The organism is Eubacterium sp. BIOML-A2, from assembly GCF_009680135.1.
Classification (GTDB): domain Bacteria; phylum Bacillota; class Clostridia; order Lachnospirales; family Lachnospiraceae; genus Faecalicatena; species Faecalicatena contortus_B.
In genome coordinates this window covers 1-16,392 of the sequence record NZ_WKZK01000035.1, presented here as the reverse complement: position 1 = coordinate 16,392, position 16,392 = coordinate 1, and the positions used below count along the sequence as shown (strand labels likewise).

The window sequence follows — 16,392 nt, the reverse complement described above, 5'->3', positions numbered from 1 at the left end:
CTCTATTTTTCTTTTCTCAATGCTAGTATTGCTTTATATGCAGCTTCCTGTTCCGCGGCCTTTTTGGTTCTTCCCTTTCCTATGCCGTAGCCATTTTCCTCAATCATGACCTCCACGAAAAAAGCCTTATTGTGATCAGGCCCTTCTTCCTTGATCAGGCGGTACGAAATACTCCCCGCCATTCTTGCCTGCACAATCTCCTGCAAAATAGTCTTGCTATCGAAAAAGAGCTTTTTATCTTCTAAATCCGTCAGTATAAACCGATGAATAAACTCTTTTGCATTAGTAAAACCACCGTCCAGGTAAATCGCCCCGATCAGGGCTTCCAGTGCGTCCGATGTGATGGAATCCCGGTGCCTTCCGCCGGTTGCCTCTTCTCCCTTGCCAAGCAGCAGATAGGAGCCCAGGTCTATATCCCTTGCACAGAAAGCCAGGGACGGCTCACATACCATGCTGGCCCTTGTCTTTGTCAGTTCCCCCTCCGACACCTTCGGAGATTCCAGGAACAGATATTCGCTGGAAACCAGTTCAAGCACCGCATCTCCAAGGAACTCCAGGCGTTCATTGCAGTGGTACTTCTCAAGATGCTTCTCGTTCGTATAGGAACTGTGCATCATGGCCCGGCGCAGCAGAGAAAAATCCCGGAACTTATAACCGATCTTACTCTCCAGTTCTTTTAAACTATCTTTCATATTTTTCACCTTTCAGTTAAAATGAAAAAGCCCATAGGGGCTTTTTCATCTGTTACCACTTATTCTACAGCCTTTCTAATCTGCTCAACAGCATCTCCCACTGTTGTAATCTTCTCTGCCTCATCGTTGTCAATCTCAATGTCGAATTCTTCCTCAATACCCATGATTATCTGGAAAATGTCCAATGAATCTGCCCCTAAATCATCTACAAATGTTGTTTCCATCGTAATATCCTCAGTAGAAACATTTAATACGTCTGCAATAATTTCCTGTAATTTTTCAAATTCCATAGTCCTCTTCCCTTTCTTCGTTACATTAATTTGTCGTTTTTTCTTCCTGCGCCTGGATGGCAGCCTTTATCTTCTCATTGATCTGCTGCTCCTTAAATGTGACGCATTGAATAATTGAATTACATACTTCTTTTGAAGTAGAGCTTCCATGTGTCTTGACAACTAGTCCGTTTAATCCCAGCAGCGGCGCTCCGCCGTATTCGCTGGCATCAAAGTCTTTCAGTGTGGATTTGAGCGCCGGTTTGACCAGAAGCGCGCCTATCTTTGTCCGCAGTGAGGTCATCATACTTCCCTTAATCTTGCTGATCAGAGTTCCGCCTACGCCTTCAAAGAGCTTCAGGATCACGTTGCCCACAAATGCCTCGCAGACGACTACATCCACAGCTCCCGCCGGTATATCCCTTGCCTCTACGCTCCCCACAAAATTAATATCCCTGCATTCCTTGAGCAGCGGAAAGGTCTCTTTCACAAGAGCATTCCCTTTTTCTTCCTCTGCCCCGATATTCACAATGCCGACGGTGGGGTTCTTCTTTCCGATAATATTCTCCATATAGATGGATCCCATCTTAGCAAACTGGACAAGATGCGACGGCCTTGCATCCACATTGGCCCCGCAGTCTATCAGCAGTGATACGCCCTTTGCAGTCGGGATCAGCGGAGCCAAAGGGGGTCTCTCCACGCCCTTTATGCGACCTACAATCACCTGGCCTCCGACCAGTACCGCACCAGAACTTCCCGCAGATACAAATGCATCTGCCTCGCCCTTTTTCACCAGATTCATGGCTACTACAATGGAAGAGTCTTTCTTCCTGCGAATCGCCATAACCGGTGGTTCTGCAGTCTCAATAACCTCTGTTGCATTCACAATCTCAATCTGATCTGTCGGGTAAGTATATTCTGATAACGTCTTCCTAAGCAGTACCTCCTGTCCCGTAAGCAGAACCTTAATATCTTTCCTCTGCCGGACAGCCTCTACCGCGCCCTTAATCATCTCGCCGGGGGCATTGTCCCCACCCATGGCATCTAACGCGATTCTTGTAATATCAGACATTTTCTTTCCTCCTAACGCTACTGCATTAATTCTACTAGACATCAATCTAAAAATCAACAAGAAATTGGAAATAGTTGTGAGGGGATTCGCTGCTTTTGTGGTCGGAGGGGGACGCTCCCAATGGTCGGCGTACCAGACCCGGATGGGTGCAGTGGATGGGGGTTGGCTGAAATTATTTTAAGCCACACCTTGCATATAGCTCCTTTATGCAAGGAGATTTGTATGCTATATATTGGTCCATATCATACGGGAATAATTGGGCGGCTTTTTCTTTGATCTTGCCATACTTTTTTGCTGCATCCGGATTCCGTCTGAGAAAATCTCTAAATGTGATATGACGGTATAATTCTTCGGATGTTTGCGGACACACATATAAATGGTGGGTTTGCAGATGTGGTTTATCCCAATATCGAAAAGCTTCTCTGTCTTTTATTCCAAGATCGCCTTCATGGATATAGCCGATTGTTTCTAATCTGCTGACAACAACATGAAAAACCGAATAATCCTTGATCATCACATCAATATCAATACAGGGGTTAGCAGAAAGCCCTTCCACTGAAGTGCTGCCAACATGTTCAATGCCAATAATCAAACCGCCAACAGCATCTACAATTTCCTTCCTGATATTTTCAAAATCCGTTTTCCACTTAGCATCATAAGGCAAAACAATAACTCGTGTCATCTCCATACTCAATCTCCCTTCCAACTTCATTCACAGCCAAACTCCTCCTAATCCCCCCATAAAGTCATCCCCATACGCCGCCACGGTCCAAGCTCCCCCGGAGCGCACCCCCTTACCTGCCGCTTGGAAGCACCAACTTACCGACAGCCGTGACGTGCTGAGAAAAGCCCCTGTCCTGTTGGAAATGCTTCCAGCGAGCCTAGCAGCAGTTAGTGGAAATCCGCAGAATCAGCCGGAGAAAAGCTGCTCACCAAAGCAGCTTTTCAGAACACCTGAGCCGCTTAATCATCAGATTAAGCGGTGAATGTGTTCGGTTCCGGCTGATTCTGCGGATTTCCACTTACTGCTGCTTGACGCAGCGGCCTGTATTTCCAACAGGACAGGGGCTTTTCTCAGCACGTCACGGCTGCCGGTAAGCGTCCCCCCCATCCTATCCCTCCCGCTTCCACGATATATTTTGTCTGATATGGATGGAGAGCTCTGTTAAATATTGTTCCGACGGTTCTATCCCCAGCCCGATATAATCATACAAAATCTGCAGCGGCAGTGCACCCTGTTTTTCCGGCTGCTGCCCAATGGTTGCGGCTATGACCCCTCTGTCCATAAAGGGTTTCTGCTTATTGATTACGTCGTTGGTGATCATCTTGATTCTTCTTTCTTTATCCAGCTTTTCGACTTCTTCACATATGCTGTAGTCACCCGGGTTGATGATATACAGCGCATCTAAATCTGCATTTTTTTTCACGACCTCAAGTACATTTGAATATTCTCCCTTTTGAAAGACAATATTCGAATCCCTGTTTACAATCTCGATCTGCGGGTATCCTTCATCCAGCTCCTCTATGAACCCATCCAGCCTCTGGAGAAAGGAAGGCGACTGTTCGTCAAAACTGGTTGCCAGGGCGATCTTCCCCTTTTCACGGGTCACAAGCGCGACCAGACCGGCCGCAACTTTTCCGGAATCATGGTAATTGCATCCAACGTAAGAGAGCCTCCTGGCATCTTCCATATCCAGATTAAAAAAGACCATTGGGATATTTTTCTTATTCATCTTTTGAACAAATTGCCTGATGGAGTCCATATTAAGAGGCACTAATGCGATTCCATCCAGTTCATCGTCCTCTGCTTCCTGAAGAAGGGGCGCAATAAACTGATCCGACAATTCTTTGATCAGATAAAAATGGACGGTGACACCAAAGGTCTTCAGCTCCTCTGCCTTTTTCCTTGCCGCCCGGTAAACATCCGCAAAAAACAAATCCACCGGAGTATCACATACTACGAATCCAAGTCTGATTTTTTTCTTTCTGGCCGCCAGCATCTGCCCGGCCATATTGGGCTCATATCCTAACTTGTCTGCTATTTCCTTGACCTTGTGATAGGTCTCTGCATTTACTCCCGGCCGGTTATTTAATACCCGGTCCACGGTTCCCCTGGATACTCCTGCTATTTCTGCAATCTTTTTAATCGTTACCATAGTTCATTCCTCTTCCGGCCAGTGTACTGACACATTTATATTCTACGATATTAGGCTAACTCTCAATGTGTCAGTACACAGTTCATTTTCTTCAAAATGAATTATACCACGCATTCTGCCAATCTTGTTTATTTATTATACAGATTTTTACAAATATTTCCGAAATCCAGGGTCCCATATTTTCTTTTCAAGGAATCCAGGTTCAGAAGTGTCATGCCGTTTACAAAACCATTGCAGGTATCGTTATCATCTCCTTTATTCTTTGCGGCAGCGCCGGAAAATTCTTTATACTCCGTATCCGCCAGCCAAAGGGAGGTCATATATCCCTCGCACTGGACACCAGGCATGGCATATCCATACATGTCCGCGGGCGTTGACAGCCCCTGCTGCATCCCTCTCGTCACGGCCTCCGCCACTCTTGCCAGCCTGCCGTCATGGCAATACTCTGCAATTCTTAGAAATTCCGGGACAACCTCTTCAAAGGAACAGTCTACGTAACTGCCGGCCGGAATCACGTCACAGCCCGCCCAGCCTGTGGTCCTAAAGCCATGCCTTCCGAGCAGCGTATCCGCATCAAAGGGAATGTCCCACAAATACGTCCAGCCCGCAAGGATTCTGGCCGCATCTGCCGCACCCGAAAGATATACTGCATCGCCGCACTGCTCATATAATGCGAGCATACTTCTCATAACAAACATCACACTCGCGGCATCCATCTTTACGGATTTTTTGTGGGAGGTATCGTTAATGCCGCCAATATATGTGGTGTCCCCGATATATTGGCGAAGGATAAACCCGGCCGCCTTTCTGGCTGATTCCAGATACTTTTCTTCCTTTGTATAGCGGTACACTTCTACCAGAAGCGGTATCGGAAATATCGCCCCTGACCCCTGTTCCTTTTCTGACCGCCCAAACCACTCCTGCGGATGCGCCAAAGGCTCTCCTTCCATCGTATATCCTCGATTCCAGGAACCATTGGCATTCTGTATCCTCAGGAGCCTTTCACAGAAATTCAAAACCGCCTGCAGCCACTCCGGATGCCCCTGTCCATTTTCTTTCTCGATCAGATATGATTTCATCAAATAGAACATCGTATCGGTCATGGATCTGAAGTAATTGCCCTCTACCTTTGCAAGCTCCCCGGCGATATCCATCAAAGCCCCCACAATCTGGTTCCCGAGATAATCTTCCAGCTCTTTTCTGTCATGGGAATATTGGAAAGGAAGCAGAATCCCCGTCCACCAGTAGACAATTTCTTCTTTATCTACAGAATAGAGGCCGATCGGCAGCCCCGATTCCTCTACGCAGTTTTCTACGAAATAGTCCAATGTCTTTCGTGCACTCTCTCTGTATTGCAAAAAACGTTCTGTACCGTGCTGTCCTTTTTCCCATGCAGCCGACAGCATGTCATATGCAAGAAGTGTCTGCGCACCACAGAACCCATATTCGAGCAGATTCTGTTCCCCATAACTCTGACGGGGCGAAAAATGGATAAAGTAACCCGCCGGTCTTCCCTTTTTATCCGGAAATTCCCGGAAACTATTGAGGACCATATCCCTCCTGTACTGTATGGATTCCTCTAAGGTAAATGGAAGAGGCACCTCTTCCTGCAGAAGCCGGTCGATCTGGAGGGACGTGGTCTGCCATGAAGCATCCGTAAGCCTCTCTGCTTCCCCCGCCTGCAGCAGATAGGACATTTGTAATTTTGTTCCCTCTTCCACCCCCTGATAAGCCGCCCATTCGGAGCCGTCCACGTTCAGGCAGAATGTATTTCTTTCATAAAAGGGGTAATCACAGCGCAGAATGCATTCTCCTACATGGTATTCCGAGGGGGCGAGCCCTAAGGATCCGATGTCTGTGTCATGAATAAAATGACGCTTCTGGATCTGCCGACGGGTAATTGTCGTGTCTTTGCATGGGATATCTGCCCTGAGCAGTGATAGAAAACATTGGCTTTTTTGTGCATATGCGGTCACGGACATAGATGGGTTTCTGTCATCCTTGTAATCCTGGCTGTAAGTCCCAAGGTAATCCTCCTCGCCGTCTCCGTCTGTATCATTTTTGTTATAAAAGGCCCCCGGAATCACGAATTGATAATCGTCAAAAGAAGATTCCCTGCTGCCCCTGACCCGAAACTCTGTGGTCAGATGAATCCCTGTTTCTTCGGTAAAGCGGGTACATGCCGCCGTTCTGTCCAGTCTGATCAACTGGTTTTCTATTTTCCAGATATCTCTGATCTTATACTGATTGCCATACCGGTCTTCTGCCTGTGCCTCTCCGTAAAAACCATCCTCATATACACCGCAGGCATCATAGCGGATTTTTTTCTTTGCCCCTTTGATATCCTTTAGCACAACAGGAAAGTCCACAAATACTCTCATATCCGGACTGGACTCTTCTCTGGTCTTCCATATGGATATCATAGGAGAATAGGCCTCAAATTGGCGTATAAATTCCAAGTCTATAAACATGGTACTCCCTCCTTTTTATCATGAAAGGGAATATTGCCTGCAAACACAATACTCCCTCTTTCTTCGTCACTCTTCCTCATCGAGCGGCTGATAAATCATATATTCAAATTCCGCCCTGCAGCGCCGCCCTGAAGTGTCCTGGCAGCACAGAACAAGAAAGGTTCCCGTGAACCTAAGTCCATGCACTGCCTCATCATAATAATCATCCGACAGCTGCGAAGCGTCCAGTATTTCCCCTATATTCTGATACCTTTCCCCGTCGGGCGACCAGCAAAACTGCGCCTCCCTGTTTCTCACTTCGATTCTCAGATATAGTTCCTGTGCACTGCCGGCTGGCTGGCGTTCGCCTTTGCTGACCCTGATCTTTCCATGATCGCAGACAAGCACCGATAAGACTCTCCCTTTTTCCTCGTCCCAGCTCAGATTCAGATAAAAATAATTTGTCGTATCATAATACAGCGCCAGGCCTGCTGCCTGCTGATAGTGGACCGGATCAAACTTAAGCTTCGTCTCAGCTGTAAAGTGAAAGTGTTCCCGCCTCATACCAGCCAGGCTCTGCGTATGCAGTGATTCCATAGACTCTTTCCCATAAAGGATCAGAGACTGCTTTTCTCTGTCAAAATCCATCCACCTGCTGTCCAAAGGGATGCGCAATGTCTGGAATTCATCCGGGAGCCTGCCCGGAAAGACCTTCTTTACACTCTTTTTCTGTACTGGAAAATCGGGCAGTTTTGGAGCCGTTACCGCTTCCTTTGGCAGCCCTGATGTCTGATCCAGTACGAACCAGCCGTCCTCCGTCATTTCCAGCTTCTGAATTGCCGTCTCTCTGCCTAACATACACCGGTTCTGGTTCCCGTTGGGCCGTCCGCACAGATGCGCCATATACCATTCCCCATCCTGCGTGCTGACCAGGCTGCCATGCCCGCATTTCTGCAGCGCCAGTTCCGGATGTCCATAGGATGTCAGCAAGGGATGATAGGGGGAGAGCTCGTAAGGGCCTTCGATGTTCCCTGCACGTGCAACTGTTACTGCATGCTCATAGAAGGTCCCGCCCTCGGCGCAGAAAAGATAGTACATTCCATTGATCTTATACAGATGCGGCCCTTCCGTCAGCCCAATACTGCTTCCCTGGAATATCTTCTGCGGATCTCCTGTCAGACATTGTTTCTCTTCGTCGTATTCCTGCAGAACAATTCCATCAAATGAAGCTGATTTATCCCGATGATCCCACCGCTGGTTCAGCAGATACTTTTTCCCGTCGTCATCATGAAAAAAGGACGGATCAAAACCACTGCTGTTCAGATAAACAGGATCAGACCATGGACCGCAGATGCTCTTGCTGCATGTCAGAAAATTGTCCACATCCTTATAGTAATTCCGGTAGGTCTTTACATTGGAATATATCAGATAGAACATACCCTCGTCGTATGTCAGGCACGGCGCCCATACACCGCCTGAGTCAGGCACTCCCGTCATATCCAGAAGTCTCTTTTCATTTAAAGGCCTGCCTGCAAACTCCCAATGTACTAAATCTCTGCTGTGATAGATTTCTACCCCCGGAAACCACTGAAACGTCGAAACTGCAATATAATAGTCGTCTCCCGCCCTACAGATACAGGGATCCGGATGGAAGCCTTTCAGTACCGGATTTTTAATTATTTCTGCCATATATACCTCCGTCGAAACCGCTCATAGTTCTGAACACTCTTTATCCTTCTTTCACTGTTTGTTCTATGATTGTGTCAAAATCCATCGTATGGTACTTCTGTGATAAATAGTCTAAGTTCAACAGCGCCTGCCCGTTCACCAGTCCATTGCAGGTATCGTTATCATCCCCCTTGTTCTTGGCTGCAGCGCCGGAAAAGCCCTTATACTCCGTATCCGCCAGCCAGAGGGAGGTCATATACCCCTCACACTGTACCCCCGGCATTGCATATCCGTACATATTCTGAGGCATGGACAGGCCGTGCTGCATCCCCCGTGTCACGATTTTCGCCAATACTGCCAGTTCCCGGTCCTTGAGGTATCCGGCGATACGCAGCAGTTCCGGAATAAATTCTACAAATTCACAGTCCACGTAACTGCCCGCAGGTATCACATCGCATACTGCCCACCCTGTCGTTTTAAACCCATGCTTTCCGAGGAGGGTATTTTTATCGAAGGGGATGTCCCAAAGGTAAGTCCAGCTTGCCAGTATACGGGCGGCATCCCTTGCCCCTGTAAGAAGCTTCTCATCCTTTGTCTGCTCGTACACCACCAGCATGGTGCGCATGGCAAACATCACGCCGACTGCGTCTATTTTCACCGACTTTTTATGTGTCGTATCGTTGAGGCCGCCGATATATTCCACCTGGGAAGCGTAATTGCCGTACACAAAATACGCGGCTCTTTCGGCAGACTTCAAGTACTTCTCCGACTTTGTAAGCGAATACAGTGCTGTCAGAATCTGGGCCGGGAAGATTGCCCCGGAACCCTGCTCCTTTTTGGACGCCCCGAACCACTGCGGCGGATTTGTAAGCGGTGCTCCCTCCATCGAATATCCGCGGTTCCAGGAACCGTCTTCATTTTGTATCTCAACCAGCTTATCGCAGAATTTGATTACGGCTTCCAGCCATTTCGGATGTTCATTTCCTTGTTCCTTTTCGAACAAATAGCACCGCAGCAAATAGTACATGGAATCGACCATAGACCTGCAGTAGTTACCCTTTACCTTTTTCAGCTCCTCTGCGATTTCCATCAAAGAGCTTACCACCTGGCTGCCAAGATACCCCTCCAGTTCCTCCCTGTCATCCGAGTACTGGAACGGAAACAGGATTCCCGTCCACCAGTATACATACTCCTCCTTATCCACATTGTAAATCCCGTTCGGCAGTCCCGATTCCTCGATACAGTGATCCACAAAATAATCGACTGTTTTAAGCGCCCTTTCCCTGTATTCTCCGGAGCCATTGTCCTTTGCCGCCGCCAGCATGTCCAGGCTCAGGAGCGTCTGTGCCCCGCAGAAGCCATATTCCAGAAGATTTTGTTCCCCATAATTGCTGCGTGGAGAAAAATGTACGAAATACCCCGCCGGCGCTCCCTTCTTTTCCGGGAACTCCCGGAAGCTGTTGTGGATCATTTCACGCCTGTAATACTGCGCCTCCTCTAAGGTAAAGGGCAGTGCTGTCTCCTGATCCAAAATTCTGTCCATCTGAAGAAGTGTCGTATTCCAGGATGCCTCTGTCAGGCTTTCTGCCTCCCCTATGCAGAGCAGATATGTCATGGAAAATTCCTGGCTTTCTCCAATCTCTTTGTAGGCCGACCACTCGGAACCATCTACATTGAGACAGAAAGAATTTCTTTCATAGAAGGGATAATCACACCTCAGGATAAATTCCTGCGTCCGATACTGGGATGGTGCGATTCCCAGAGAACCTATATCCGTATGATGAATAAAATGGCGGGCTTTGATCTGCTCCCGGGTGATGGTCTCATCCTCCTGCGGTAAATCACCTCTGATCAGAGATACCGACCAATTTCCTTTTTTTCCATAAGCTGTGACCGCAAGAGCCGGATTTCTGTCGTCCTTATAGTCCTGGCTGAATGTTCCCAGATAATCGTCTACCCCGTCCCCGTCCGTATCATTATGGTTATACAGGGCCCCGGGTATAATAAATTCATAGTCGTTAAAAGATGCTGCCTTTAAATCCCTGCACCGGAATTCCGAAGTCAGGCGGATCCCCGTCTGCTCTTTTACCTCTTTGCAGGACACTTTTCGTTCCAGTTTATAGCTGCCCTTCTCTGCCGTCCATACGTCCGTGATGGTATAACAGTTTCCATATAAATCCCTGGCTTCTATCCCAGCCTGATATCCCTGTTTTGTACTTTCATAACGGTCGTACCTAAGCTTTGTTTTCGCGCCGGAAATGTCCTGCATAACCACGGGAAAATCGAGAAATATTTCCAGCCCCGGTTCCCCCTTCCCGCAGTTTCCTTTCATCAGCACGGAATATTTTTCATACTGTCTTATAAATTCTATTTCTGTATACATGCCTATCCCCTTTTCTTAATATGTAATCGCTTGTTATTCCTCAGAGTATCCAGATACACTGCCAATAATATAAGAAGTCCTTTTACAATAATCTGCCAGTAGGAGGTGACATGCAGCATATTCAGTCCATTATTCATAAACCCGATAATCAGCACGCCGATCATCACGCCTCCTGCCGTTCCAATTCCCCCGTTAAAGCTGACGCCGCCTAAAACCGCTGCCGCAATCGCATTGCATTCATATCCCGCACCGGATGCAGGCTGCGCCGAATACACTCTCGATGCCAGCATAATGCCAGCCATTGCGCTCATGATGCCGGTAAATATAAAGACGCTGGCGGTTATTTTTTTCACCTTGATTCCTGCATATACAGCCGCGCTTCTGTTCCCTCCTATTGCATACATGCCTCTTCCGAATTTTGTCTTATTAAGCAGGATGCTGGTAAATACAAGGCATACAATAATGACGATCCCCAAAATTGGGACAGGTCCTATATATCCGGTCCCGATCGCACTGAACGTCTCATCATAGCACATGATTGATTTTCCGTTTGTCATAAGATATGCCGCGCCTCTGAAGCACTGCTGCGTGGCAAGGGTTATAATAAAACTCGGAATGGTTGTAAATGTTGCAAGCAGGCCATTGATGATCCCGCAGAAGGCCCCGAATACCAGCGTAATGATAACTGCCGCAGCCGTAGGGATGCCGCTTTCAATCATAGAAACGCAGACACAGCCGCTCAGGGCAAGAACGCTGCCTACGGACAGGTCAATGCATCCGATAATCAATACCATTGCCATTCCAAACGCCAGCACGGAATCCACGCTGATCTGCCGTGTAACGGACAAAATATTATCGGCTGTTAAAAATGTATCTGTGAAAACCGAAAGAGCCAGTACAATCAGCAGCAGCGCGATTAATATCATAAAGTTGCGCTTCAAAAATTTACTAAGGCTCTGACTGACCGGGCTTTTATTGGTGATAAATTTCATGTTCATATCCTCCTGTTGCATAATGCATGATCTGTTCCTGGGTGACTTCTTCCTTCTTCGGATGAAAAAACCTGACCAGTTTTCCCTCACACATGACACCGATTCTGGAGCTCATATTCATAACCTCGGGCAGCTCCGAAGAGATTAAGATGATTGCCACGCCCCGCTCTGCAATCTGACAGATTAAATGGTATATATCTGACTTTGCGCCTACATCTACCCCCCTGGTCGGTTCGTCCAGGATTAAGATCTTCGGGTTCGACGCCAGCCATTTCGATATTACTACCTTTTGCTGGTTTCCTCCGCTGAGTTCAACCGCAAGCTGCTCGGTATCCGCCATCTTTATTTCAAGCTGGTTTACATATTCATCTAAGATCTGCTGCTCCTTTTTGGCGTCTACGGAGATTCCCTTTATAAATTCATCCATTACTGTGACTGTCATATTAAAGGAAATTGAATTTTCCAAAAACAGGCCGTTTTCTTTTCTGTCTTCCGGGACAAGCGCTATCTTCTTTTGGATTGCTTCCCGCGGTGATTTTATGATACATTTTTCACCCTCCAGATAGATACTGCCGGCCTGAACTTCGTCTAAGCCAAACAAAGCTTTTGCAAGCTCTGTCCTTCCTGCCCCCATGAGACCTGTTATCCCAAGAATTTCCCCTTCAAAAAGTGAAAAATTAATATTTTCTACCTTTTCCGTTGTCAAATTTTCAACCCTGAGCACTTCTTTTCCCAATGTCACATCATAATCAGGGTAATAGTCTTCTATTTTATGCCCCACCATATTCTGGATGATCTGCTCATAGCTGATCTCTCTGATAGGAGCTGTTACAATATGGCGGCCATCCCGCATGATCGTGATACTGTCCGCAATCTGATTGATTTCGTCCATCTTGTGGGATATGTAGATAATCGATACCCCTTTTTCACTCAGTGATTTTATTTGTCCAAACAAAAATTCCACTTCTCTGTCGGTCAGCGATGAAGTCGGCTCGTCCATAACGATAATCCTGGCATCAGTGGAAAGTGCTTTCGCAATCTCCACCATCTGCTTCTGTGATATGCTGAGTTCTCTGACTATTGTATCCGGCTTCAGGGTTGAGAGGCCGATCCTTTCCAATATTTCCGCCGCTTTCTTGTACATCTGATGATAGTCCACAAAGCCTGCTTTTGTCTGAAACTCTCTTCCCAAAAAAATATTTTCACCGACTGTCATATCCTGCACAAGCACGATTTCCTGATGAATGACTGCTATACCATGTTTTTGCGCCTCTTCGACAGAACCCAGGCCAATTGGCACACCGTCGATGATCACCTCACCTGTATCACAGTCATAGATCCCTCCCAGTATCTTCATTAAAGTAGACTTTCCCGCGCCATTTTCTCCCGCGAGCGCCCTCACTTCCCCTGCGTGCATGGAAAAATCCACATCATGCAATACCTGCACGCCGCCGAAGCTCTTATTGATGCCCTTCATCTGCAGAATGTTTTCTTCATTCATCATCTATGTCTCCTTTATGGCTGCACACGATGTACCAGTACATCGTGTGCGCTGCCGCAAGTATATATTACGCACCTGTATTTACTCAATTCCCCAATACTCTTTGTATGTATCCAGGTCATCTATTGTACAAAGGCTGAATTTTAAGCGCGGATCCTCACCGCATTTTCCGGTTTCCAGGACCTCAACCGCCTTATCTGCTGCTTCTGCCGCCAGTTCCTTCATCGGGTATACCGCTGTGATATCCAGGGCCCCGTCTTCCATGTTTCTGATATCCCCTGAAAGTCCATCTACATTTGCAACTAAAATATCATCCGTCTTGCCGGCCGATCTGACCGCCGCCGCAATCCCGACTCCGCAGTTCGAATTATTTCCAAAGATTGCCGTAACGTCCGGGTACTGCTGCAGCCAGTCTTCCGTCTTTTTCATGGCGGCATCTTCCGTACACACACCGTCAAAGACTTCCAGTACCTCGATCCCCTCATTTTCGGCCATGGCAGCCTTGAAGCCGTCGCCTCTCTCCCTGCATACAAATGCTACATCGTAGGTCAGAATGCATACCTTGCCTTTTCCGCCAAGTTTTTTGGCTACTTCCTGTCCCACTTCATATCCTGCCGTATAATTGTCACTTGTAACGGAGCCCACCACAAGTTCCAGCAGATCATCTCCCAATACCTGGTTCACACTCAGAACAGGGATATCTGCCTTGTTGCACAATTCAAATGCAGATTTTACGCCCACGGAATCACATGCCTCTACAATAATCAGCTTGGCCCCCTGGCTTATGAAATCCTCTACATCCTTTGTCTGCTGGGCCTGATCCAGGTTTGCATCCTTTATGACTGCCTGATAGCCCTCTTCTTCTACTTTCTCTTTAATTGTGTCACACATGATCGTGAGACCTTCGTTGGTGTACATTGATGTGGTAATCCCGATTAAACCTTTGCTCTCTCCTTCTGTTTTCTTGGGCGCTTCCTCCGCTTTCTTTTCCCCCGGACTGCATGCACACATGGCCGCGGCCATACCAATACATAGCAGCATACAAAGAGTTTTTTTCATAATACTTTCTCCTTTCAAATGAATATTCTGATAACTTTGTTATTGTGCCCGTGCACGGACTTTCTTTTTCTCAGAATATCACCTGTATATTTAATTGTCAATCGCTTTTTGCTCTTCACTTTATTTTTGTATATTTTCGCTATTTATAACTTGAAAATTTCTCTGTTTTTACTAAAAAGAAAACACCTGGAAATACCTTTATGATTTCCAGATGTCCACTGACTCATTGATCTATTTTATTGTATTTGTCCGGCTGCCGTTCATTTTTTGCTGTTTGATCCCGGTTACCGCCCCTACATACTGGACGGACACAGCCGCGCAGTGTGTGCCGTAATCACAGCATTTTCTTAAGTCCCACCCACACAGCAGCCCGTGAATAAATCCGGCCACAAAATTATCTCCGGCCCCTGTGGAGTCCACTGCCTTAACCTTTCTGGCGGGAATCTGAAAACTCCCGTTCCCGCTGACTGCCGTGCATCCTTTCTCTCCGGTCTTTATGATCACATTCTTCACGCCATATTGAAGGAAGACACTGCCCATTCCGGCAAGGGTTCTCTGCTCCTCCCCCGTCATAATGCGACAGTAATAGGAGGCTTCGTTTTCATTCGGGAACAGATAGTCTATGTAAGGCAGGATTTCTAAGAGATCCTCCCTGAAAATCTCCCTGTATGTGGGCATTTTGGTATCCGCACAGACGACTGCGCCTTCGGCTTTGGCCGCCTTCATCAACCGAAGAATACTTTCTCTTTTGTCCAGCGGCGCCCGGAACAAACTGGCAAATGATACGGCCTCTGCCCCGCGAAAGGCACGTTCGTCCGGCTCGTATCCCGTCAGCATGGTTGCAGGGCTGTTAGCGGACTGCCGGCTCCCGTTTTTTTGTACCATCAGGTTAGCCACCGGGGTTGTGATACTTTCTGATACCGCCGCATGGGATACATCTACCCCGTTGCTCCTGGCCGTATGAAGCACGATGTGGCCTGCCAGGTCATCTCCCACTGCGCACACCAGGCTGACCTGGTGCCCCAGATGGGATAGGACAATGGACTCGTTTAAGGCATCACCTCCTGTATTTAACGAGATTGAATCCGCCCGGTATACATTTTTCTTATAAGGCTTCTCTTCCATCCCTCTGGTGATGCAGTCAACTAATGCCTGCCCAACACATACAACATGCTTTTGGTGTTCCATCATACGACCTCCCTGATTTTATTCATCCTGTAAAAGATATGGCTCCGTCAAAATGATCGTTCCATCCTCCCCTTGGAAAATCAAACGACATGCCCCATATATTTCTTAATTTTACGATGTACTGGTTCTGTATTTATGATTTTACTTCTATGTTATTATACCTAAAATACGCGCTTTTTAACACCCCTTGTACATCGAAAATTTCGGTCAGTTTAACAGTAAATTACTTATTTTTCGATGTACTAATATAAGAACTTACAACACTTAATTAGAATCCATATCAGGATTCCCCCTGTTCCCGGCGGCCATAAAAATGTACCGAGTGTCAGTATTGCTATAAAACGCATCGAACAGATTTTTACTCTGCCGAACACATAAATCAGTATCATAGAGAAAACTAATCCCATCGAAACCTCCTGCCTCCTTAATCTTTTGTTTAAGACTTGCTTGTTACCATTATTTATTTACTTACTTTTTGAATGACCTGCATTCCATATAGATATGTTTAACTTTGTCTCTTATTTAAGAGGTTTCTAAGGTGTCTTTCGGTATATCCGTACTCTCTCGCCAGAGCCTTCAGATTTTTACCGTCATACCGTTCATTTACTATTTTAGATATGTAGTCAGTTCTGTAAAGCCGCATGGGGAAGGTTATTTGCTGTCCCTTCATGTTTTTATAGATCTCTTCCGTATTTTCTATGCCCACAAGATCAACCAGCTGATTGTATATCTCTGCCAGGCCTTCTCGTTTATCTGCTGTGATTAGCAAGCCAATCCCTCCTTCCTGCGGTAACTATACAGAAAATTCAATATTTTATCATCTGCTTATTACATTGAATTATTCCTTATATATTTCCATATTTTTACATGCTCCTGAAACCTTTATGATTATTCCGGGCGATTAGCCCATGCGCTGAAGCGCGTTCAGCGCACGGGTATCGCCGTTTAGCAAAGGCTGGTCG

14 protein-coding genes are annotated in these 16,392 nt (G+C 46.8%); all 14 read right to left on the bottom strand.

All coding sequences use genetic code 11. The features are described from left to right. Positions 1-2 precede the first annotated feature (2 nt). Positions 3-692, bottom strand: a complete 690-nt coding sequence (rnc, locus tag GKG43_RS13175; protein ID WP_050642484.1) for a ribonuclease III — start codon at positions 690-692, stop codon at positions 3-5. Between the two features lie 59 nt (positions 693-751). Continuing rightward, a complete protein-coding gene (gene acpP / locus GKG43_RS13170) occupies positions 752-982 on the bottom strand; it encodes an acyl carrier protein (protein WP_025657667.1) in 231 nt (76 codons plus the stop codon). A 25-nt stretch (positions 983-1,007) separates the two neighbouring features. Then, positions 1,008-2,033, bottom strand: coding sequence for a phosphate acyltransferase PlsX (gene plsX, locus GKG43_RS13165; RefSeq protein WP_055151302.1), 1,026 nt, complete (start codon positions 2,031-2,033; stop codon positions 1,008-1,010). A 172-nt stretch (positions 2,034-2,205) separates the two neighbouring features. Then, on the bottom strand, positions 2,206-2,721 hold the full coding sequence (locus tag GKG43_RS13160) for a GrpB family protein (RefSeq protein WP_055151347.1): 516 nt from the start codon (positions 2,719-2,721) through the stop codon (positions 2,206-2,208). Between the two features lie 424 nt (positions 2,722-3,145). Beyond that, positions 3,146-4,189, bottom strand: a complete 1,044-nt coding sequence (locus GKG43_RS13155; protein WP_055151308.1) for a LacI family DNA-binding transcriptional regulator — start codon at positions 4,187-4,189, stop codon at positions 3,146-3,148. A 128-nt stretch (positions 4,190-4,317) separates the two neighbouring features. Beyond that, positions 4,318-6,660, bottom strand: coding sequence for a hypothetical protein (locus tag GKG43_RS13150; RefSeq protein WP_055151310.1), 2,343 nt, complete (start codon positions 6,658-6,660; stop codon positions 4,318-4,320). A gap of 66 nt (positions 6,661-6,726) precedes the next feature. Beyond that, positions 6,727-8,328 (bottom strand): glycoside hydrolase family 43 protein, encoded by a 1,602-nt coding sequence (locus tag GKG43_RS13145; protein ID WP_050642489.1) that lies wholly within the window; start codon positions 8,326-8,328, stop codon positions 6,727-6,729. 40 nt (positions 8,329-8,368) lie between these two features. Then, entirely contained in the window at positions 8,369-10,690 is a 2,322-nt protein-coding gene (locus GKG43_RS13140; RefSeq protein WP_055151313.1) for a hypothetical protein, read from the bottom strand. Between the two features lie 2 nt (positions 10,691-10,692). Further along, entirely contained in the window at positions 10,693-11,682 is a 990-nt protein-coding gene (locus tag GKG43_RS13135) for an ABC transporter permease (RefSeq protein ID WP_050642491.1), read from the bottom strand. After that, positions 11,663-13,186 carry a sugar ABC transporter ATP-binding protein gene (locus tag GKG43_RS13130; protein WP_242857523.1) on the bottom strand — a complete coding sequence of 508 codons (1,524 nt, stop codon included), beginning with the start codon at positions 13,184-13,186 and terminating at the stop codon, positions 11,663-11,665. The genes GKG43_RS13135 and GKG43_RS13130 overlap by 20 nt, the downstream gene beginning before the upstream one ends. Positions 13,187-13,264: 78 nt before the next feature. Next, the gene (locus GKG43_RS13125; protein WP_055151319.1) at positions 13,265-14,242 is read right to left on the bottom strand and encodes a sugar ABC transporter substrate-binding protein; all 978 of its coding nucleotides are present in this window, start codon (positions 14,240-14,242) and stop codon (positions 13,265-13,267) included. 231 nt (positions 14,243-14,473) lie between these two features. Continuing rightward, a complete protein-coding gene (locus tag GKG43_RS13120) occupies positions 14,474-15,430 on the bottom strand; it encodes a carbohydrate kinase family protein (RefSeq protein ID WP_055151322.1) in 957 nt (318 codons plus the stop codon). A gap of 242 nt (positions 15,431-15,672) precedes the next feature. After that, entirely contained in the window at positions 15,673-15,837 is a 165-nt protein-coding gene (locus GKG43_RS13115; protein WP_154253325.1) for a hypothetical protein, read from the bottom strand. Between the two features lie 98 nt (positions 15,838-15,935). Next, positions 15,936-16,199 carry a Mor transcription activator family protein gene (locus GKG43_RS13110; RefSeq protein WP_050642495.1) on the bottom strand — a complete coding sequence of 88 codons (264 nt, stop codon included), beginning with the start codon at positions 16,197-16,199 and terminating at the stop codon, positions 15,936-15,938. Positions 16,200-16,392: the final 193 nt, after the last annotated feature.